Raw genomic sequence first — 21,001 nt, 5'->3', positions numbered from 1 at the left:
TTTTATTTTTAAATACCCATCTTAACGTTACTTATTCCCCCGATCGTCATCTCCCCCGGATGCTACAGTTTCTCGTAATAAATCGCCGCTTTAGTGAGAATTTTGCAAGATGTACAAGCCTGTTATTCTGATCGCCATGCTGCTGAGTGGTTGCGCGCTGAAACAATATCCGCAGTCTGCCAATGTGAGCGATGCCGAAGCGCAAACCTACGACTGTGCAGCACTGAATCAGGAGATTGCTAAAAGCCAAAGTGTTAAGCAGCAGATCGATAAAACTGGCGAGTTTGATGCGTTGACAGTCCTCGGCTTCGTTGGGGATTTTGGTATCGGTAACGGCATTGCGAAAGCCAGTGCGAACAATAAGGCTGCAGCGCGTTTACAGCAGTTGGAAAATCTCAAGGCTGTGCGTTGCGAGCATAACGCGACTTGATGATGACTGGACGGGAAATAATCAGCAGAAAAGGTGCGGTTATATAGCTGCAGTCAGCCTGTGTGAAAAATGGTATAACGTTGGCGCATCTGATTAATGGCCGGATAAGGATCCTTCATGGCAAATACACAATATCTTCTCTGGGTAATGATTGGCACCCTAACGCTGCTTTGTATCTTTATTGGTGTGGTAGTCGGCCGCGCCAAAACGCCGCGTATTGGGACACTGACATTTGCCGGTTTATTAGCCTTCTTCTTGCTGGCGATCTTTTTAATCACGCGTTAGCCGTTAAATATTAAGCACGATGCCCGCCGCATATAGCGCTGCAGGGATGTGCAAAAGGCTGCATTGTGCAGCCTCAGGACAACGGTCACAGCGGTTTACGCGCTGCCAGCAAAAACATCATCGGACGATCGCGTTCTTCCGCCAGCGCGGGATTCAGCGCAACCATCTCTTCGCTCGGGCCCCATTCATCAAGATGTACCATCTCAAATCCTGCGCCGATTACTGCATTGATCCAGGTTGACAGCTTGCGATGCTGCTTCTTCACGCCATCGGCAAACCAGTTGCTGATGCGCTCGCCTTCCTGCTGATAATGATTGACCGGCCAACTGCGCTGCTGGTGCTCATCCACCATCCACTGCTGTTGTGCAGGTGCGGTGTAAATCGGATGTTCACAGGAAAACACCAGCGCGCCGCCAGGTGTGATTGCCTCAAACAGGGTTGCGAAGAGCGCGTCAATATTGGTGAGGTAGTGCAGCGCCAGCGAGCTGTAAGCGAGATCAAAGGATTCGCTTAGCTGCAGCGTTTCTAAATCGGCGCGCTGGTAGCGAATCTCCGTTCCCTGCGTCATGGTTGCGGCCTGCGCCAGCATCTTCTCGGAAACGTCGAGTCCCAGCACGTCGCGTGCGCCTTGCTGCTGTGCGTATCGGCAAAACCAGCCGTAGCCGCAACCTAAATCGAGAACACGTTTATCCTGCAGGTCAGGCAGTAATGCACGCAGTGCGGCCCATTCTGGCGCGCCGTCTAATCCCTTAACGGAACGTGGCAAGGTGGCGTAACCGGCAAAAAAGGTGGGATTGTCGTAAATATTCTGGCTCATACAGGCTCCTTTATATGATGCGCAAAGGAGTTTAGGCGTTTAGCGCGGAATGTAAAGCCGCGTAATTATCCCACAAATAACAGATGTACCAGACGAGCGAGTGATTCCAGCAGCAGCAAGCTGCCAATGAAAATAACGATTAATACACCAATGAATTGCTTCCGTCCGCTCATGCTGTTCCTTCCGCTGGCTAAACCTGACCGGACTATACTTTATGCCGGGCTCACTAAACTTCCAGTCAACCGGGGAAGATTACATGCTTTACCAAACGGTAAACACGCAAATGTGGCGAAAGATTTGGGTGGTTGGCGATCTACACGGTTGCCGCGCCCAACTCGATGCGCAGCTTCTCAAGCGGGATTTCGATAAACAGCAGGATTTATTGCTGTCGGTGGGCGATTTAATCGATCGCGGGCCGGACAGTCCTGGCTGTTTAGCGCTGATGCAGGAACCCTGGTTTCGCTGCGTGCGCGGCAATCACGAACAGATGGCGCTCGCTGCGCTGGATGGGCGCGATCAAACCTTATGGATGATGAACGGCGGAGAGTGGTTTTGGCAGTTGAAGGGCGCAAAATTAATTGCTGCGCGCCATGCGTTGAAACGCTGCGCTGAGTTACCGTTGATCCTGCACCTGGATTTCGGCGATCGCGTGGTGGTCATTGCCCACGCCGATTATCCTGCCAGCCATTATGCGTTGGGGCAGGATGTTGACTGGCAACAAGTGGTGTGGAGTCGCGATCGGCTGGGACGCCATCAACGCGGCAGTTCAGCCCACATCGATGGCGCCAGTGATTTCTACTTCGGCCACACGCCGTTAGAACAACCGCTCAATGTGGCGAATCAGCATTACATCGATACCGGCGCGGTATTCGGCAATCATCTCACTCTGGTGCAATTGCAGTAACGTTTAACGGAACAGACGCCCGTCGCGCACCAGTTCACGCGGATAACTGTTTTTAATGCGATTACCCACTTTCTTCGCCAATCCCAGCGGCTGCTGCTGATAGGTGACGATCACTTCATCCCGGTTGGGCAAGGTTTCCGGATGGATATCCTGACCGCGATACCAGGTTTCCGCTTCCGCATCGGTGAGTTCGAAATCCAGCGCGCTGCCTGGCTGCGACAGCGCCACAACCGCTTCGTGCTGCCAGCGATAGCCTTTCGGGAAGGTTTCTGCCAGCTTAAGGCCGATGCGCGAGAAGCGCACTTTGCCCAACCAACTCTCCAGCGCCGCTGGGAACAGCCACAGCTCTTTATCGCGCTGCCACAGCGTGTGGTTCTCATCCCACTGCAAGCCGACTTTTGCCGCCGCCTGCTGCACTTCGGCGCTCAGTTTACGGCTGGCCGGAGAGAAGGGCAGTTTGCCAACTTTATAGGTTGGCGTGGGCAATGCCGGAATGCTGGCGGTTTTACGTAGGCGCGCGACAAAGAAACCTTCGCTATCGAAAATCTGCGGGAACACGTGCAGGAAACCTTCGGCGGTTAACGCCTGATCGGCGCCGGCGAACAGGCCGTTCAATGGCACGATCTCAACCGCGTCGGGATAACGCTGCTGCAACCAGTGAATCACCTGCTGATTCTCGATCTGATTCAGTGTGCAGGTGGAGTAAATCAGCGTGCCGCCGGGCTGCAAGGCATGGAAAGCGCTGTCGAGCAGATCGCGTTGGGTTTCGGCAATTGCTTCGGTGCTGGCCAGCGTCCAGTTACGTAATGCGTCGGCATCTTTACGTACCACGCCTTCGCCAGAGCAAGGCGCATCAAGCAGAATGGCATCGAAACGCTCCGGCAGCGCGGCGCCAAACACGCGACCATCAAAATGGGTCAGCGCCACATTACTGACACCGCAGCGGCTGATATTAGCGTGCAGCACTTTAACGCGGCTGGCCGAGTATTCATTCGCCAGAATAGCGCCTTCATTGCGCATCAGCGCGGCCATCTGCGTGGTTTTGGAGCCCGGTGCAGCAGCTACATCCATCACCTGACGCGCATCAGGTGCGGCATCAAACAGCGCGGTGACCGGCAGCATCGAGCTGGCTTCCTGGATGTAGAACAGTCCGCTCAGGTGTTCCGCTACGCTACCGAGCGGCAGCGATTCGTCGTCACGCTCAATCCAGAACCCTTCTGCGCACCACGGAATGGGCGACAAGCGCCAGCCATAGTTGGCGGTGCGGGCGAGGAAATCTTCCACACTAATTTTTAAGGTGTTGACGCGTAAGCTGCGACGCAGCGGTTGCTGGCTAATAGCGAGAAAGCGTTGCAGTTCGGCGTCGTCAGCAAGGCTGGCGCGCATCAGCGCGAGGAAATCTTCGGGAAAGCGATCGGACACGGGCATCTACCGGGAAACGAAATGAGCGCGAAGTGTAACACGTGAAAAAGAATCGGGCAGCCAGGCTGCCCGATTTGCTTAAGGTTGATTAGGGTCCGGAATCGCGGTGCCCCAGTCGCGCCACGCTTTCGGCGCTTCATCCTGTAGCAGGAAGTGTTTGTTGGCGCCGGCCTGCGGTGCTAATGGCACCGTCGGCGGTGTGGCAAACTGTACGCCGCCGCGAATGAACTGCTGGAAGGTGCCGGTTTTCAACACGCCGCCAATCAGACCGAAATCGAAGTTATAGCCGGAAGCAAGCCAGAACACCGAGTTGTTGCGCACCAGATGTTGATACTTCTTGCTGATGCGTAGCGCGATCTGCACGCGATCCGCCATATTGCCCAGCGACGTTCCGGTGACGGTGCCCACTTCTACGCCGCGGAACAGCACAGGCGTGCCGACAGACAGCGATCCGGCGTCAGCGGCATCGACATAAATCGTCAAGCCGTTCAGGTAGCGGGAATCGGTGATGGTGCTTTCTTGCAGTTCAAAAGTGCGCGCCGGAGCACCTTTGCCCGGGTCGACGTTGAGATAAGGCTGCAACAGCGTTTCGATATGATTCACGCCCGCCGCAGAAATCTCCGGTGATACCACCGAGAAGCGGCTGCCAATGCGCGCGAAGTCCTGCACGTATTCCGGATAAAGCACCGCTTTGGCGACAACCTGATTGTTATCCGAACTCAACGCCAGTGATTCAACCTGGCCAATGTTGATACCGAGATAACGAATCGGCATTCCCGCCGCCAGTTTGCTGGCATCAAAGGTGTGCAAGGTAATCTGGCTGCCAACCGCACGCGCGGCGGTTTCTGATGCGTACAGCACGCGCTTAACGCCTTTCGCTGCCTGCGCACCGGTCAGATTATCGAAGCTGATAGCACCTTTCAGCGCACGGTTGAGCGGAGACGCTTGTACCGTCAAGCCGCTGCCGTTGAGCTGCACTTTGGCGCCGCCTTCTGCCCAGAACACGCTCTCGCTGGTGAGCAGCTTGCGATACTGCGGTTGGATGTGAATCGAGATTTCAAACGCATCCGCGCGCGGCACCACATCCACCACTTCACCAACCTGGAATTTGCGGTACAGCAGCACCGAACCGGCCTGCACATCCGGCAAGCTGTTGGCGGTAAGTTTCAGCGTGGTCGGCGGCTGTTCGCCCACGATGCCTTCCTGGGCCCGCTCCGCATCGGCATATAAAGGATAACGACTGGATGGATTACCTTTCGCGCCGGGAATCAGGCGAATACCGCCATCGACCCATTCGCGCGCGCTGGCGCCGAGCACCTGCATACCGTCGAGGCCAAACTTCACATCGAGGCGGCTATTCACCACAAACTTGCTGTCGGCATGCACCAGATTACGGTGTTCCGGGTTGATAGCTGCGACGAAGCTGATGCCATTCTCATCCAGTGTGCGTGAAATCACCTGGCCGATTTTCATGCCATACAGCATCACCGGCTGGCCGGCATCGATGCCGTAGGTTTCCGGTGCGCTGAGTTTTACCGTCAGTACGTCAGGTTTTTGCAGCAAGGTTTCGCTGGCCGGTAATACGGTGAAATGATCCTGCGGCTCGCCTTCGCCTGGCACCAGCTCAAAGGTATTGCCGGTTAACAGGCTGCTGAGATTGGTATCGGTCAGGCTGATCTTCGGTGTACGCATCTCAATGCGCGTACCGCTGCGCATCAAACCGGTTACTGAAGGATCGACCGTTAACTCGCCGGTGACTTTGCCGCCATCCAGCAGGTTGAGTTTGGTTAAGGTGCCGACTTCAAGTCCCTGATACATCAGCGGCGTGCTATCGGCTTTCAGGTTATCGCCGCTCGGCAAATCCAGTTTCACTTGCACGCCGCGCTGACTGCGCGCCAGATCCGGATAGAGTTGGTAATTGGCATCTACCTGCGCTTGCTCACCGTCATTGGGCGAATCGAAGGCAATCGCGCCGTTCACTAACGCGGCCAGGCTTTCCAGCTTCACTTTGGCACCGCTCAGGCTGACATCCGCATCGACGCCGGAGACATTCCAGAAGCGGCTCTGCTTTTTCACCAGATTGATAAAGCGGCGCTCAATCAGCACATCAATGGTGACGCCATCGGTGCTGTTGTTCAGGCTGTAGTCATAGACGCGACCCACCGGAATTTTGCGGTAGTAGACCAGCGAACCGGTGTTAAGCGAGCCGAGATCCGGCGCACGCAGGTGGATCAATAGCTCGCCGGTATTGACGCGATATTTAGGTTGGGTATCGAGCGCGGTGAAGTGATCGCTCTCTTTACCTTTGCCCGGCATCATGCCGATGTAGTTACCGCCGACCAGCGCATCAAGCCCGGAGACGCCCGCCAGCGACGCTTTCGGCGTCACCAGCCAGAATTGGGTGTCTTCACGCAGCGCATCGCGCATGTCGCTTTTGATGCTGGCCTTAATCTGGATGCTGCGATAGTCATCACTCAGCACAATGCCTTGCACCGTGCCCACTTCAACGCCCTGATAGCGAATGGGTGTGCGGCCTGGCACAATCCCGTCGGCGGTCTGGAAGTTAATGGTGATCGTCGTACCGCGCTCCTGATAATTGGTCCACAGCAGCCAGCCAGCAATCAGCAGGGCAATGATGGGCAATAACCAGAACGGCGAAATCTTGCGCTTGTTGCGTAGATTGGCGCTAGTCGGTGTAGTCGGCGTTTCCTGTTGCATGTGCATCCCAGATCAGGCGGCTATCAAGCCACTCTACAGCCATAATGGTCAGAACAACGGCGGCACCAAAATAGAAGGCGGCCGGTCCCATGGTAAAAGCCAGAAGCTGGTCACGATTGACCAGCGACATGGTTACAGCAATCACGAACAGATCCAGCATCGACCAGCGGCCCACCCAGGTGACGGCACGCAGCAGGCGAATGCGGGTTTTTAAACCCTGTTCGCATTTGAAATGAATGCTGATCAGCAAGGTCAGCATCACTAACACTTTGGTAAAGGGCACCAGAATACTGGCGATAAACACCACGGCGGCGACCGGTATATTGCCCGATGCCAATCCCAGAATGCCGGAGAATATGGTGTCTTCCCGGCGTGCGCCATTCACGTACACCACCGAAATCGGCAGCAAATTGGCGGGGATCAGCAGCACAATTGAGGCGATGAGCGCTGACCAGGATTTCTGCAAACTGTGGCGGCGGCGATAGTCGAGCGGCGTGTGGCAACGTGTGCAGCGCCCACGCTCATCGGGCACACCGGTTTGATGGCAGTTAAGGCACACTTGCCACTCTTCGGGCGGGGAAGTGGGCATCGCTTGCGGATAGTACTGTTCCCACAGCTGCTCAACGTTTAGATGAATCAGCGTCAGCAAGCTCAGCACCGTCAACGCGATATAAGCCACTAAACCGTAGCCCACCTCCAGCGAGGCGTAATCTTGCACCTTGATTGAGGCCACCGCCACGCCGACCAGATAGATATCCAGCATCACCCACTCTTTGAGCTTATCCATCATCAGCAGGACCGGGCGCAGGTTCATACCCAGCGCGTTGCCCAGCCAAAGATAGAGGATGCCTACGACCAGCGTGACCGGCGCGCCAATGGTGCAAAACGCCACCATCGACGCGGTTAATGTGTCGCCCTGCTGCGCCATCTGAATCACGCCCTCCACCAGGCTGGCGTTAATGCGCATGCCAAGCAGGCGAATATCGACCAGCGGCAAGCTAAAGGCGAACGGCATCAGCACGATCATCACCACCGCCATGGCGGTGAGTCGCGTCATCGACCAGTCACGGCCGCTCTGAATTTGTGCATGACAGCGGGGGCAATAGGCTGTCTGATGCGATTTCACATCCGGTAAGGAAAAAAGGGTATCGCATTGCGGACAACGCTGATAACGTGCGTGGGGCAACGTCTGGCTGATAGCGTGAATTTTCATAGGTGACGCAAGTGCCCATCGTTCGTTACGTTTACCGGCATGCTGAGTAGCGCAAATTTGCCTGCAATATTCGGTGGTACCAGAATACTCTTATCCACCGACTGCTAAGGGTATAGTAACTAACAGAATGATTCACCTTATGCGCCTGGATTATTAGTGCTTATTTTAACAACTGAGTGACAACAAGGTCACCACAGTGACGAGTTATGGTTGAACAATGAACAAAAAAGCTTTTTACGAGGATTTGAATCGCGATATCCGCGCTCTGTTGGCGGGCGAAACCTCGTTCCTGGCCGCGCTCGGTAATTGCAGCGCGCTGCTTTTTGAACGCCTGGAAGGCGTGAACTGGGCTGGATTCTATTTACTGACGGAACCGAACACGCTGGTGCTGGGCCCGTTCCAGGGAAAAATCGCTTGCGTACGTATTCCGGTTGGCAAAGGCGTGTGTGGTACAGCGGTAGCCGAGGACAAAGTGCAGTTGGTGGAAGACGTGCACGCGTTTCCAGGTCACATCGCCTGTGACGCGGCCAGCAACGCCGAAATCGTGATTCCTCTGAAAGTAAACGGCACCCTCGTGGGTGTTTTAGACATTGATAGTACGGTTTATTCTCGCTTCGATAGCGAGGATGAAGCGGGGCTGGTGGCCCTTACCGACGGGCTTTGTGAAGTGCTGGCGGGCAGCGACATCGTAAAATTTATTCAGCTGACGCACAGCTAATCGACTGGATCACATAGCATTTGGCGATGTTGTCATTATAATGTCGCCTGTTCATGCCTGCTCTGGTCGGCAAATCCGTTGTAATCAGGAAATTTCATGGAAAATCAACCTAAGTTGAATAGCAGTAAAGAAGTCATCGCCTTTTTGGCGGAACGTTTTCCGCAATGCTTTAGCGCCGAAGGCGAGGCGCGTCCGCTCAAAATCGGCATTTTTCAAGATCTGGTCGAGCGTGTTCAAGGCGAACTGAGCCTGAGCAAGACGCAACTGCGTTCTGCCTTACGTCTTTATACCTCTAGCTGGCGTTATCTTTATGGCATCAAAGCAGGTGCCATCCGTGTCGATCTCGATGGCAACGCCTGTGGTGTGCTGGATGAGCAACACGTAGAACATGCGCGCAAGCAACTGGAAGAAGCTAAAGCCCGCGTTCAGGCGCAGCGCGATCAGCAGAAAGCGAAGAAGCGTGAAGCCGGTGAAGAGACCGCTGAACGTCGTCCGCGCAAGCCTGCTCCGCGTAAAGCTGCCGAAGGTGATGCACCGCGTAAGCCACGTCCTCAGGCGCCGCGTGCGGCCGCTACTGAACGTGCCGCAGCGCCGCAGCCACCGCGTGCTAAACCTGTCACTGATACCTCAACCTTGCAGCCCGGCCAGAACATCAAAGTGACCGCAGGCAAAGGTGCAATGGACGCTACCATTCTGGAAATTACCAAAGATGGCGTTCGGGTTCAGCTCGCTTCCGGCATGGCTATGATTGTGCGCGCAGAACATTTGCAGTTCTGAAACGGAGGCTGACCCTGGCATGAACAATATTTTAAAGATCGGTATGATCGCGGGCCTGCTTTTAGCAGGCCCCACCTTTGGTGCAGATAATATTACCCGCGCCGACCAGATTCCCCAGCTACACGAAGATCCACAGCATCCCACCGTCAGCGAACGCGTTACATCGCGTTTTACCCGCTCTCACTATCGTCAGTTCGATTTGAATCAGGACTTTTCTGCGAAAATTTTTGATCGCTACCTGAATCTGCTCGACTACAGCCACAACGTGCTGCTGGCATCGGATGTCGCGCAATTCGCCGACAAGAAAACCACCGTCGGTGATGAGTTCCGCAGCGGTAAGCTGGATGTGTTTTACGATCTCTACAATCTGGCGCAGAAACGCCGCTTTGAGCGCTATCAATATGCGCTGAGCGTGCTGAATCGCCCAATGAATTTCACCGGCAATGACACCATTGACATTGACCGGGCAAAATCGCCATGGCCGAAGAGCGTTGATGAGCTCAACGCGCTGTGGGATGCCAAAGTTAAATATGACGAACTGAGCCTGAAACTGGCCGGTAAAGATGAGAAAGAGATCCGCGAAACGCTGACCAAGCGTTACAACTTTGCCATTCGCCGTCTGGCGCAAAGCAACAGTGAAGATGTGTTCCAGCTGGCGATGACTGCGTTCGCGCATGAAATCGATCCCCACACTAACTATCTTTCACCGCGCAACACCGAGCAGTTCAATACCGAAATGAGCCTGTCGCTGGAAGGTATCGGCGCAGTGCTGCAGATGGATGACGATTACACGGTGATCAACTCGATGGTCGCGGGTGGTCCGGCGGCGAAGAGTAAAGCGATCAGCGTCGGCGACCGCATTGTCGGTGTCGCTCAGCCGGGCAAGCCGATGGAAGATGTGATTGGCTGGCGTCTGGATGATGTAGTTTCAAAAATTAAAGGACCGAAAGGCAGCAAAGTACGCCTGGAAATCCTGCCAGCCGGTAAGGGCACGAAAACCCGCACCGTCACGCTGACGCGTGAAAAAATCCGTCTGGAAGATCGCGCCGTGAAAGGCACCGTGCATAACGTTGGCAAAGAGAAAGTCGGCGTGCTCGACATTCCTGGCTTCTACGTTGGCCTGACTGATGATGTGAAGGTGCAACTGCAGAAACTGCAGAAGCAGAACGTCGACAGCGTGGTGATCGACCTGCGTACCAACGGCGGTGGCGCTTTGACCGAAGCCGTTTCACTCTCTGGCCTGTTTATTCCAAGCGGTCCGGTGGTGCAGGTGCGTGATAACAATGGACGCGTGCGCGAAGACAGCGATAACGACGGCATTGTCTATTACAAAGGTCCGCTGGTGGTGCTGGTTGATCGCTTCAGTGCTTCAGCGTCAGAAATCTTCGCTGCGGCGATGCAGGATTACGGTCGTGCGCTGATTGTCGGTGAACCGACCTTCGGTAAAGGCACCGTGCAGCAGTATCGTTCGCTGAACCGCATCTACGATCAGATGCTGCGTCCTGAATGGCCAGCGTTGGGTTCCGTACAGTACACCATTCAGAAGTTCTACCGTATCAACGGCGGCAGTACTCAGCGTAAGGGCGTAACGCCGGATCTGCTGATGCCAACCGGCGTCGAAGCGGCAGAAACCGGTGAGAAGTTCGAGGACAACGCGTTGCCTTGGGACAGCGTGAATGCGGCAAGCTACACCAAAACCGGCGATATCGCGCCGCTGGTACCGCAGCTGACCAAAGAGCACGACGATCGCATCGCTAAAGATCGCGAGTTCCAGTACATCATGAAAGATATTGCGCGTTTCGATGCGATGAAAGACAAGCGTAATATCGTGTCGCTCAATCTTGCTCAGCGTGAGAAAGAGAACCGCGAAGATGATGCACTGCGCCTGGAGCGTATCAACGCACGCTATCAGGCGGAAGGCAAAGCGCCGCTGAAGAGCATCGAAGATCTGCCGAAGGACTATAAAGAGCCAGATCCGTACCTGGATGAAACGGTGAAAATCGCTAATGACATGGCGCAGCTGGAGAAATCTCAGCCCGCAGCCGAAAGCGCGAAATAACCGTTTGGCCTGTGAAACAGCACCGCTTCGGCGGTGCTTTTTTTTAGGCTAAAATCGTTATTAAGCGCTACTGATACACTGAATTGCGCACTTCACTGCCTAATGTAAAGTTATGTCTTTTTAGGCACTTAAAGATTAAGGTTGCTTGAAATGCGCGGCGATGACCATAGGATAGATATCCGCGCATATGCGCGTGCACAACTGAGGAAGATTAACGTTTATGATGCGTATTGCTCTTTTCCTGCTCACCAACCTGGCGGTGATGTTGGTATTCGGACTGATTTTGAGTCTGACAGGAATCCAGTCAAGCAGTGTTCAGGGTCTGATGATTATGGCAGGTCTGTTTGGCTTTGGCGGTGCGTTTGTTTCACTGCTGATGTCCAAATGGATGGCGTTACGATCCGTTGGCGGTGAGGTTATTGAACAACCGCGTAATGAGACGGAACGCTGGCTGATGGAAACCGTCGGCCGCCAGGCACAACAGGCTGGCATTGCGATGCCGCAGGTGGCGATTTATCACGCGCCCGACATTAACGCCTTTGCGACAGGTGCGCGACGTGACGCGTCGCTGGTCGCTGTTTCCACCGGCTTGTTGCAAAACATGAGCCGCGATGAAGCGGAAGCGGTACTGGCACACGAAATCGCCCACATCGCTAACGGCGACATGATCACCATGACGCTGATTCAGGGTGTGGTGAACACCTTTGTTATCTTCATCTCGCGTATTCTGGCGCAGATAGCTGCTGGCTTCCTGTCGGGCAACCGCGACGGTGAAGAGAGCAGTAACGGTAATCCGATGGTTTATTTCGCGGTCTCCATGGTGTTGGAACTGCTGTTCGGTTTCCTTGCCAGCATCATCACTATGTGGTTCTCACGTCATCGTGAATTCCATGCCGATGCGGGTTCCGCCAAACTGGTGGGTCGCGAGAAGATGATTGCCGCACTGCAACGTTTGAAAACCAGTTATGAGCCGCAAGAGCCAGGCAGCATGATGGCGTTCTGTATCAATGGTAAAAACAAATCGTTTAGCGAGCTGTTCATGTCGCATCCGCCGCTCGATAAACGTATCGAAGCGTTGCGCAGCGGTGAATACTTGAAGTAACCAGTGTTTGCATACCAAAACAAGGGCGCCAGATGGCGCCCTTGCTGTTTTCAGGATTCGGCAGTCTGCCGTGTCTGCGTCATACGCGCGAGGCTCACCACGGCGGCGACGCTGGCAAAGCCACCTGCCAGCAGCAGTGAGGCGTGTGTACCGTGGTCGTGGAACAGATTAAACATCAATGCCACCAGCGCCGCGCCGCTACTTTGTCCCACCAGACGCGCGGTGCCCAGCATTCCGCTGGCGCCACCGCTGCGATTACGCGGTGCTGCAGTGATGATGGTGTGATTGTTGGGTGACTGAAACAGCCCGAAACCGGCACCGCACAGCATCATGCGCCAGATGATATCCACATCAGTTGGCTGAGTCGGCAATAGCGCCAGCAGGAACAGGCCGGCAGCGAACATCGCTAATCCCAATCCGCCCAATAATCCGGCATGGAACTTCTCGATCAATCGACCCGCAATGGGTGCCATCACTATAGTTGCCAGCGGCCACGGCGTGAGCAGCAAACCGGTTGCTACTTCATCACGACCGAGCACGTTTTGCAGGAAAAACGGCAGCGCCACCATCGCCAGCATCTGCGCGCAGAACGAGCAAATTGAAGTGCCAATCGACAGCGAAAAGATCGGAATACGCAGCAAATCCACCGGCAACAATGGCACCGGCATCGCCAGTTGGCGACGGACAAATACGATGCCCACCAGCACCAATGCTACCAACTCGGCCACAATCAGCCAGCCGTTTTGCCCCTGCGAAAAGCCGCTCAGTGCTGTAATCAGCAGGCCAAAGAACAGGGCATTCATTACCGCGCTGGGCACGTCGAATTTTTGTTGTTTGGCTTTCTGCGGGTTATCCGGCAGGAAACGCAACGCCAGCCACAGCGCGACAATACCGAGTGGAATGTTGATCAGGAACAGCCATTTCCAGCTGGCGACGGAAAGAATCGCTGCCGCCACGGTTGGCCCGGCTGCACTCGACACCGCGACAATTAGCGAGTTAATCGCCATACCGCGCCCGAGAAAGCGCTGCGGATAGATGATGCGGATCAGCGCAGTGTTGACGCTCATCAGTGCTGCGCCACCAAAGCCTTGCAGCACGCGTGCCACGGTCAGCGTATTCAGCGATGAAGAGAGGGCGCAAAACAGCGAGGTGGCGATAAATAGCGCGAGTCCAACTTGATACACGCGGCGGTAACCAAGCATATCGCCAAGAAACGACAGCGACAGCAGCGAGATAACGATAGCAATTTGGTAGGCGTTAACAATCCAGATCGATTCGGCTGGGCTGGCATTCAGTTCACGCGCAATGGTCGGCAAGGCTACGTTGGCGATAGCCCCATCCAGCACCGCCATCATGATACCGAGTGCAATGGTGATGATCGCGCCATAGCGCTGTGGAACGGGCAATCCATCCTGAGCAACAGTAGAGGACATAAGTTAGGTAAGTAAAGGAAGTGAATATCATCATGCTAATCAATTCGCTGCCGAAAAGCACCGCATTCATTGACATAAAATTACGTGTGGATGTGTCACTTAGCGTCAGTCGTTGCCGCCATCAGGTTGAAACGCATATACTGGCGCTTCTGTTCCGTTTTTTTTGAAACACTGTAAAAAAAGGATACGCGCCATGGCGAGCAGCGATAACGATAAACAGCCGGACTCGGTTTCATCGGTGATGAAAGTGTTTGGCATTCTGCAGGCGTTGGGCGAAGAGCGCGATCACGGTATCACCGAATTGTCCCAACGCGTGATGATGTCGAAAAGCACCGTCTATCGCTTTCTCCAAACCATGAAATCGCTCGGTTATGTGGCGCAGGAAGGGGAAAGTGAGAAATACTCGTTGACGCTCAAGCTGTTTGAGCTCGGTGCCAAAGCGTTGCAGAACGTCGATTTGATTCGCAGTGCCGATATTGAGATGCGTGAGCTGTCGCGTCTAACCAAAGAAACCATTCACCTCGGTGCGCTGGAAGAAGACAGCATCGTCTATATCCATAAAATCGATTCACTGTATAACCTGCGCATGTATTCGCGCATCGGCCGCCGCAATCCACTGCACACCACCGCAATTGGTAAAGTGTTGCTGGCATGGCGCGATCGCACTGAAGTACAGGAGATCCTCAGCGAAGTGGAGTTCCGCCGCAGTACCGCCAAAACCATTGTCACTGCAGAAGCGCTGTTGGCGGTGTTGGATCAGGTGAAAGTGCAGGGATTTGGCGAAGATAATGAAGAGCAGGAAGAGGGCTTACGCTGTATCGCGGTGCCGGTGTTTGACCGCTTTGGCGTGGTGATTGCGGGATTGAGCATTTCGTTCCCCACCATTCGTTTTTCAGAAGAAGCCAAAAATGAGTATGTTGCGATGCTGCACCGTGCGGCGCGCAATCTGTCTGAACAAATGGGCTACCACGACTATCCGTTCTGAAATGAAAAACGGGCTGTTGCCAGCCCGTTTCAACGTTTAATTGTCGACCACTTCGCCACTTTTCTTCAGCAGTGGACAATCCGTTACGCCGACGATACCGCTGTCTGTGTGCAGATACTGTGCTGTAATCATGCCGCGTGCGGTCAGATAGCTGCATTGCAGTCCCAATCCCGCCGCATTCTTATTGCTGCCGGTGAGTACGCCATAGCCGGTTAGCAGCATCGCCAACCAAATTAATGCCACCAGCATAATCGTCCGAATAAGTAGTTTCATCTTTTCTCCTTGTGATACACAACGCAGCGCGTCCAACATGGCTGCGAATCTACTGTAGCAGCATGCCTCGCTTTCGCCATCGAATCGATCAGAGATAACTGAAAGAGGGTTTTGCGGGATAATCTGCTTTCCGTCGCTACCCATTATCTTTTGCCCCGGCAACGAGTAGAATCAGCGGCGGAGTAGATGTTTGATTTTTGACTACAGAGGCAGTTATGAACGAATTAGCCGCAAACACCAGCCCGCTGTTTAACTATGGCGTTCTGGCCATCATCATTCTTGTGGCCTTTATTGTCTGGTTCTTTGTTAACCGGGCTAGCGTGCGCGCCAGTGAGCAGATCCGTTTGCTGGAAGCCGTTATCGAAGAGCAAAAGAAACAGAATGCGCTACTGCGTCGTTTGGTTGACGCACAGCCATCCACAGCAAAACCACCAGCGGATGAAGACGCGGATGAAAAACGCGATTTTATTCGGATGATCCCGGAACGTTAAGGCGTTGGAAGGGGGGGAATAATCGCCGATTGGGCAACCGGCTGCGCACTGAAATGGTGCGTGGCGGGATAATGCTTTTTAGCGAATTCGCTTCCTAAATCAAGTATGAAAAGCGATGATCTCTGCCATAAAGAATATCAACTAAGATTAATCCTAAGGAGTTTTTGTTAAATCAAGCTCATCAATGTTTTTTTTAACATTTAATTGTTGGGTAGATAGTTAAAATTGAGATAAATGCCACCTAATGTTAATGCGTTTATATGGGGCGCATATTATTGGTTTCTCCTGATTTTGGTGCAAAGCAATTAATAACTTATACCTGAGAAAACTATTTGTACAAGATTTGAACGGCGCGCAGTTGTTGTGTGGCTGGCGAACTTTTTAGTGGAATATTTTATTGATGCCATATTAGTGCAATATTTTTGTCGTACTGTTAACCCCTTTAAAATGTACCTGTTTAGACATTACCGCTGCGCTTGACTAAGTGAGGATTAAGCGCTAACTATACTGACTGATAACCCTTTTTTGCGCACCTTACGGGTTGGGTGTCAATATGTTGATTGATGAAGTGCAGCGCCAATTAACTAATTATGTGCGTCACGTCGATCACCGTTTAAAAATGGCTTGCCATTAATTTACGAATATGTGATAACAAATCGTGGGTCAAACGAGGTACAGTTCTGTTTATGTATGGCATCTTCAGTAAAGAAGTTACGAGTAAAGACGTTGACGTTGAATACCGCTTCCTTGCCGAACCTTAAATTAGTGCCTCATTCAGTAATGTCTCTGGTTTATCTGTAAGTCTGCCTGCGGGCAATATAATCATTGAAAGGAAATTTGCGAAATGGCAAAGATTAAAGGTCAGGTTAAGTGGTTCAACGAGTCTAAAGGTTTTGGTTTTATTACTCCTGCTGATGGTAGCAAAGATGTGTTCGTACACTTCTCTGCAATCCAGGGCAATGGTTTTAAAACTCTGGCCGAAGGCCAAAGCGTTGAGTTCGAAATCCAGGACGGCCAGAAAGGTCCTGCTGCGGTCAACGTTACCCCAATCTGATTTCGCCCTCAGGCTCGGTGCCATGCACCACTGAAACGAATCTTAAAGCCCCGTTCACTGAACGGGGCTTTTTCTTTTATCCTTTCTGTAGCCAGATGATCAGGGTAAACTGCGCCGCGAATTGCTAACCCGGAGTTATCTATGTCTTTGATTTGCCCACTTTGTCATCAGCCTTTATTGCAGCAGGCGAATAGCTTCCGCTGTGATGCTGGGCATCAATTTGATCAGGCCAAAGAAGGGTACGTCAATTTGCTGCCGGTGCAGCACAAAGGTTCGCGCGAACCGGGCGATAGCGCCGAGATGCTGCAGGCACGGCGCGCCTTCCTCGATGCTGGCCATTATCAGCCGTTGCGCGCGGGTGTTGCCGAAATCCTCGCGCAGCGCCTGAGTGAGCAAAATTCGCAGCTGTTAGATATCGGATGCGGAGAAGGCTATTACACCGCAGCGATGGCCGACGCGTTACCGCAGGCGCAACTCTTTGGTCTGGATGTCGCAAAAGCAGCGATTCGCATGGCCGCTAAACGCTATCGCACGGTGAGATTCTGTGTGGCCTCCAGCCAGCGTTTGCCTTTTGCCGATGCTTCTCTGGATGGCGTGGTGCGCATTTATGCGCCCTGTAATGAAGAGGAGCTCAGCCGCGTGATTAAAGCGGGTGGCTACCTGCTAACGGTGACGCCGGGACCACATCATTTGCAGCAGTTCAAGGCGCTGATTTACCGCGAAGTGCAGCTGCATGCGGCAGAAGAGAAGATGTATGCTAGTTTTAAGCAGATCGATCAGCAAAACCTGAATTACAGCATGACGTTGAGCGGAAGTGAGGCGGTGAGCTTATTGCAAATGACGCCATTTGCCTGGCGTGCGCGCGAAGAGGTGTGGCAGAAGCTTGCGGCATCCAGCGAGTTTACCTGTGATGCCGACTTCATGCTGACGTTGTGGCAGCGCGACTAACGCGCTTCCACCAGCGTATTGTAGATGCGTTCCAAATCATCCAGCTGTTTGACGGCAATTAGCAGGCGACGCTGCTCCAGTTGCATCACCAGAATGCCGTCTTCCGACAGGTTCATACTCTGAATGCGGGCGTAATCGATCCACACGCTGCCAAAAAACAGTCCATTCTCCTTCATCAGCAGCTTCGGGCTACGCACCCAGAACAGCCAAATCGCCATAAAGCACAGCATCATCAGCAAATTGGTGGTGAGTTGCGTGCCATGCTTATCAATGTTGTTCCACAGTAGAATCAGCAGCAGCACCACGAAAATGGCGCTATCAATCTTGTGACGACGGCGCAGAGCAACGCGCAGTTTGGTCGGGCCGTTGCGGCGCGGCAGGATCGCTTCATCATAGATAGCGAACAGAATGAAGCCTGTAATCAGCAGGGCGATCAGCGCGTCAGTCAGTGACATAAAATACTCTTCCTCAATCGAAATTACCTCAACGTGGGCGCTCAGGTAATGCCGCTCAAAAATAGCCGGGAGCAGGGCTCCCGGCTGGCTGATTACAGACCGAGCAGGCCGATCCAGTAACCAAAGATACCGAGGGCGAAGAAGCCGACGATAATCCACAACGCATTCACTTTACGGCGCAGCAGCCACATACAGCCAAAGGTCAGCAGCAGTGGAATCAGGCCAGGCATCAGCTGATCGAGGATCGATTGTACCGTAGTAACCGTGGTTTTACCGGTCTGGTCGGTGATGCGCGACACCACCAGCGGCACATTCACATGCGTCCACTTGTTGACCAAGGCCCCCATAACAAAGAGGCCGAGAATCGACGCGCCCTCCGTCAGTTTCTGCAGGAAACCGCCGCCCATATCACTGACGATATCCACACCTTTACGATAACCGTACGCCACACCGTAGTAACGCGTTAGCAGACGAACCGCGTTAAACAGGATGAAGAACAGCAATGGCCCCAGCAAGCTACCGCTCATGGCGATACCAGCACCGAGCGCAGCAAACACCGGACGCACGGTACCCCAGAAGATCGGGTCACCTACGCCTGCCAGCGGCCCCATCAGACCCACTTTGATACCGTTAATCGCCGCATCATCAATCGGCGCACCGTTGGCACGCTGTTCTTCCATCGCCATGGTTACGCCAAGTACCGGTGCCGCCACGTAAGGATGGGTGTTGAAGAACTCAAGGTGACGTTTAATCGCCTGTTTACGTTCATCGTTGTTTTCTGGATAGAGGCGACGAATCACCGGCACCATTGAGTAGCAAAAACCCAGCGCCTGCATACGTTCAAAGTTCCACGAACCCTGAAACAGGTTAGAGCGCAGGAACACACCACGGACATCGCCGGGGGTGAGTTTCTTTGGAGTGTTAGTTGTATCAACCATGATTTCACCTGTTCCTAGTCGAGTTCGTTATCGAGGTCATTGTTTGCAGGACCGGCATTTGCAGCACCTGCAACGCGGTTATATTTCGGTGCCAGCTGGATATACAGCACCGCCATCACCACGCCAATCACGCCAAGCGCAACCAGGTTGAAGTTGGTGAAGGCTGCAGTAACGAAGCCAAGGTAGAAGAACGGCATCAGGTAGCCCGCACGCATCATGTTGATGACCATCGCGTAACCGACTACCACGATCATGCCGCCGGCGATGTTCAGGCCGTTGGTGACCACTTCTGGAATCGAGTTCAGCAGTTCCTGAACCACGTGAGTACCCACAGAAATCGCCACGATCAAGGCTGGGATCGCGATACGCATCGCCTGCAATACCAGCGCGGACACGTGGATCCAACTGATGGCATTAAGATTACCTTTCTCGGCTGCCTTATCGGCGGCGTGCTGGAAGGCGACAGTGATGGTACGCACGATGATGGTCAGAACCTGACCGGCTGCGGCCAGTGGAATTGCCAGCGCGATACCGGCACCGACGCTTTGGCCACCGGCGATAACCAAAATGGTTGAGATAATAGAAGCCAGCGCCGCATCTGGTGCAACGGCCGCACCGATGTTCATCCAGCCCAGTGCAATCATCTCCAGCGTACCGCCGATGATGATACCGGTTTTCATATCACCGAGGACCGCACCAATTAAGGTACAAGCCACCAGCGGACGGTGGAACTGGAACTCATCAAGAATCGATCCCATCCCGGCAATACAGGCCACAATAAATATCAAAATGATTTGTAGCGTGGTTATCTCCATTGCATTTCTCCTCTGCAAGGTCTCTAAAATTCGCCCACATATGCAGGCAAAGGGCGAACTACGGATTGACCTTGGCGATCAGGTCCATCATTTTCAGTCGCTGATCGCTGGACACTTTACGTACTTCCAGTTCGATACCGCGTTCATTAAGTTTGCGGAACGCCGTGATATCTTTTTCATCCACCGATACCGCATTATTCACCTGCGTTTTGCCCTGACGGAACGCCATGCCACCAATATTGACCGACTTAATGTCCACGCCTTGCTCAACAATCCTCACTACATCCGTGGGATTGGTGAACAGCAGCATCACTTTATCCTGGCCATATTTCGGGTTGTTCCACACACGAACCATCTTGTCGACATCCACCACATGCGCGGTGACGCCCGGCGGGGCAACCTGCGTCAGCAGGGTTTTGCGCACATGATCGTTAGCCACTTCATCAGACACTACGATGATGCGACTAACGTTGGTCTCTTTGGTCCAGCGCGTGGCCACTTGCCCGTGAATCAAGCGGTCATCAATACGCGCCAGGCCGATTTTCATGTGATCGCCCGGTGCCATCGGTTTCTGCGGCTGAGCAGGCGCTTTCGCTGCAACCGGAGCCGGTGCAGCTGCGGCTTGCGCAGGCGTTTCAGTCTTGAGGGCTTTGACGCCTTCACGACCGGCTTCTACCGCGATGTGAATCAGTTCTTCCAGCGAGGGATCGTCATCACGTCCCATCAGGGTTTCCACCAGCATCGGAATGTTGACGCCGGCGATGACATCATAGCCATCCTTATCTACCACAATGCGGCTGGCCGCATTAAATGGACTGCCACCCCAGGTATCGACCAGGAACAACACGCCCTTTGACGTGTCGAGATCTGCCAGCCGTGCCTGATACTTTTCGATTAGCGTTTCTGCATTTTCGCCGGGAACGAAATCAATCCATCCGACATTTTCCTGCTCACCCAACAGCATTTCTGCTGTTTTAAGCAACTGTTCTGCCGCCCAGCCATGTGTACCAATTACAATAGCAATGGTCACTTGCTACCTCCGTTCGCGTGAGAGATTCTCTGGCATTGCCGGGAATCATTGAAAATTACCGTTAGTGTTTCAGGTGGATCGTTAGTGATGTGATAGAGAAAGAGCATCAATAAATAAAACGAAACAATCCGCTG

At 53.6% G+C, this 21,001-nt stretch carries 21 protein-coding genes and 1 pseudogene; 12 read left to right on the top strand and 10 right to left on the bottom strand.

Annotated elements, in window-relative coordinates:
- Window positions 1–109 precede the first annotated feature (109 nt).
- Window positions 110–430 carry a hypothetical protein gene (locus tag FHW71_RS01340; RefSeq protein ID WP_154193655.1) on the top strand — a complete coding sequence of 107 codons (321 nt, stop codon included), beginning with the start codon at window positions 110–112 and terminating at the stop codon, window positions 428–430.
- A gap of 117 nt (window positions 431–547) precedes the next feature.
- Window positions 548–715, top strand: coding sequence for a hypothetical protein (locus tag FHW71_RS01335; protein WP_008110452.1), 168 nt, complete (start codon window positions 548–550; stop codon window positions 713–715).
- A gap of 85 nt (window positions 716–800) precedes the next feature.
- Here FHW71_RS01335 and FHW71_RS01330 read toward each other — a convergent pair whose 3' ends face one another.
- Window positions 801–1,532 carry a class I SAM-dependent methyltransferase gene (locus FHW71_RS01330; RefSeq protein WP_179450621.1) on the bottom strand — a complete coding sequence of 244 codons (732 nt, stop codon included), beginning with the start codon at window positions 1,530–1,532 and terminating at the stop codon, window positions 801–803.
- Between the two features lie 256 nt (window positions 1,533–1,788).
- Between FHW71_RS01330 and FHW71_RS01325 the strand changes: the two genes are divergently transcribed.
- Window positions 1,789–2,436: a metallophosphoesterase gene (locus FHW71_RS01325; RefSeq protein WP_179450899.1), complete on the top strand. Its 648-nt coding sequence runs from the start codon at window positions 1,789–1,791 to the stop codon at window positions 2,434–2,436.
- 3 nt (window positions 2,437–2,439) lie between these two features.
- Here FHW71_RS01325 and rsmF read toward each other — a convergent pair whose 3' ends face one another.
- The 3 genes from rsmF to yebS form a co-directional block, all read right to left on the bottom strand.
- Window positions 2,440–3,864: a 16S rRNA (cytosine(1407)-C(5))-methyltransferase RsmF gene (rsmF, locus tag FHW71_RS01320; protein ID WP_179450623.1), complete on the bottom strand. Its 1,425-nt coding sequence runs from the start codon at window positions 3,862–3,864 to the stop codon at window positions 2,440–2,442.
- 72 nt (window positions 3,865–3,936) lie between these two features.
- Window positions 3,937–6,576, bottom strand: a complete 2,640-nt coding sequence (locus FHW71_RS01315; RefSeq protein WP_179450626.1) for a PqiB family protein — start codon at window positions 6,574–6,576, stop codon at window positions 3,937–3,939.
- Complete coding sequence (gene yebS, locus FHW71_RS01310; protein ID WP_061718717.1) at window positions 6,545–7,789, bottom strand: membrane integrity lipid transport subunit YebS; 1,245 nt, start codon at window positions 7,787–7,789, stop codon at window positions 6,545–6,547. Before yebS ends, FHW71_RS01315 begins: the two co-directional genes overlap by 32 nt.
- Window positions 7,790–8,006: 217 nt before the next feature.
- Between yebS and FHW71_RS01305 the strand changes: the two genes are divergently transcribed.
- The 4 genes from FHW71_RS01305 to htpX all read left to right on the top strand — a co-directional run bounded on the left by FHW71_RS01305 (window position 8,007) and on the right by htpX (window position 12,445).
- On the top strand, window positions 8,007–8,507 hold the full coding sequence (locus tag FHW71_RS01305) for a GAF domain-containing protein (RefSeq protein WP_008110428.1): 501 nt from the start codon (window positions 8,007–8,009) through the stop codon (window positions 8,505–8,507).
- 96 nt (window positions 8,508–8,603) lie between these two features.
- On the top strand, window positions 8,604–9,284 hold the full coding sequence (gene proQ / locus FHW71_RS01300; RefSeq protein ID WP_008110425.1) for an RNA chaperone ProQ: 681 nt from the start codon (window positions 8,604–8,606) through the stop codon (window positions 9,282–9,284).
- A gap of 19 nt (window positions 9,285–9,303) precedes the next feature.
- Complete coding sequence (prc, locus tag FHW71_RS01295; RefSeq protein ID WP_179450628.1) at window positions 9,304–11,343, top strand: carboxy terminal-processing peptidase; 2,040 nt, start codon at window positions 9,304–9,306, stop codon at window positions 11,341–11,343.
- Window positions 11,344–11,563: 220 nt separating this feature from the next.
- Window positions 11,564–12,445 carry a protease HtpX gene (gene htpX / locus FHW71_RS01290; protein WP_179450630.1) on the top strand — a complete coding sequence of 294 codons (882 nt, stop codon included), beginning with the start codon at window positions 11,564–11,566 and terminating at the stop codon, window positions 12,443–12,445.
- Between the two features lie 50 nt (window positions 12,446–12,495).
- Here the strand turns inward: htpX and FHW71_RS01285 are convergent, their stop codons facing one another.
- On the bottom strand, window positions 12,496–13,878 hold the full coding sequence (locus FHW71_RS01285) for an MFS transporter (protein ID WP_179450632.1): 1,383 nt from the start codon (window positions 13,876–13,878) through the stop codon (window positions 12,496–12,498).
- 193 nt (window positions 13,879–14,071) lie between these two features.
- Between FHW71_RS01285 and kdgR the strand changes: the two genes are divergently transcribed.
- Window positions 14,072–14,863, top strand: coding sequence for a DNA-binding transcriptional regulator KdgR (gene kdgR / locus FHW71_RS01280; protein WP_008110417.1), 792 nt, complete (start codon window positions 14,072–14,074; stop codon window positions 14,861–14,863).
- Window positions 14,864–14,899: 36 nt separating this feature from the next.
- On the opposite strand, the gene FHW71_RS01275 is transcribed toward kdgR, so the two are convergent.
- Window positions 14,900–15,136 carry a YobH family protein gene (locus FHW71_RS01275; protein WP_008110416.1) on the bottom strand — a complete coding sequence of 79 codons (237 nt, stop codon included), beginning with the start codon at window positions 15,134–15,136 and terminating at the stop codon, window positions 14,900–14,902.
- A 215-nt stretch (window positions 15,137–15,351) separates the two neighbouring features.
- Here FHW71_RS01275 and FHW71_RS01270 point away from each other — a divergent pair, with 215 nt between their 5' ends.
- The 4 genes and pseudogenes from FHW71_RS01270 (at window position 15,352) to rlmA (ending at window position 17,629) form a co-directional block, all read left to right on the top strand.
- The gene (locus FHW71_RS01270) at window positions 15,352–15,627 is read left to right on the top strand and encodes a YebO family protein (RefSeq protein ID WP_008110415.1); all 276 of its coding nucleotides are present in this window, start codon (window positions 15,352–15,354) and stop codon (window positions 15,625–15,627) included.
- A gap of 686 nt (window positions 15,628–16,313) precedes the next feature.
- Window positions 16,314–16,385: pseudogene (locus FHW71_RS01265) on the top strand (DUF2627 domain-containing protein); the annotation flags it as partial.
- An 86-nt stretch (window positions 16,386–16,471) separates the two neighbouring features.
- Window positions 16,472–16,681, top strand: coding sequence for a transcription antiterminator/RNA stability regulator CspE (gene cspE, locus FHW71_RS01260; protein WP_008110414.1), 210 nt, complete (start codon window positions 16,472–16,474; stop codon window positions 16,679–16,681).
- A 141-nt stretch (window positions 16,682–16,822) separates the two neighbouring features.
- Window positions 16,823–17,629, top strand: a complete 807-nt coding sequence (gene rlmA, locus FHW71_RS01255) for a 23S rRNA (guanine(745)-N(1))-methyltransferase (protein WP_179450634.1) — start codon at window positions 16,823–16,825, stop codon at window positions 17,627–17,629.
- On the opposite strand, the gene FHW71_RS01250 is transcribed toward rlmA, so the two are convergent.
- From FHW71_RS01250 to manX, 4 genes are all read right to left on the bottom strand, one after another.
- The gene (locus tag FHW71_RS01250; protein WP_179450636.1) at window positions 17,626–18,084 is read right to left on the bottom strand and encodes a DUF986 family protein; all 459 of its coding nucleotides are present in this window, start codon (window positions 18,082–18,084) and stop codon (window positions 17,626–17,628) included. The two genes, rlmA and FHW71_RS01250, sit on opposite strands and share 4 nt — an antisense overlap.
- A gap of 92 nt (window positions 18,085–18,176) precedes the next feature.
- Window positions 18,177–19,022: a PTS mannose transporter subunit IID gene (locus FHW71_RS01245; RefSeq protein WP_008110411.1), complete on the bottom strand. Its 846-nt coding sequence runs from the start codon at window positions 19,020–19,022 to the stop codon at window positions 18,177–18,179.
- Window positions 19,023–19,036: 14 nt separating this feature from the next.
- Entirely contained in the window at window positions 19,037–19,837 is an 801-nt protein-coding gene (locus tag FHW71_RS01240) for a PTS mannose/fructose/sorbose transporter subunit IIC (protein ID WP_008110410.1), read from the bottom strand.
- Between the two features lie 58 nt (window positions 19,838–19,895).
- Window positions 19,896–20,867 (bottom strand): PTS mannose transporter subunit IIAB, encoded by a 972-nt coding sequence (gene manX / locus FHW71_RS01235; RefSeq protein ID WP_061718724.1) that lies wholly within the window; start codon window positions 20,865–20,867, stop codon window positions 19,896–19,898.
- Window positions 20,868–21,001: the final 134 nt, after the last annotated feature.

This window comes from Enterobacter sp. Sphag1F (assembly GCF_014193275.1).
GTDB lineage: Bacteria > Pseudomonadota > Gammaproteobacteria > Enterobacterales > Enterobacteriaceae > Pantoea > Pantoea symbiotica.
Note: the sequence above shows the minus strand (reverse complement) of the source record. Positions and strands in the feature narration are given on the sequence as shown.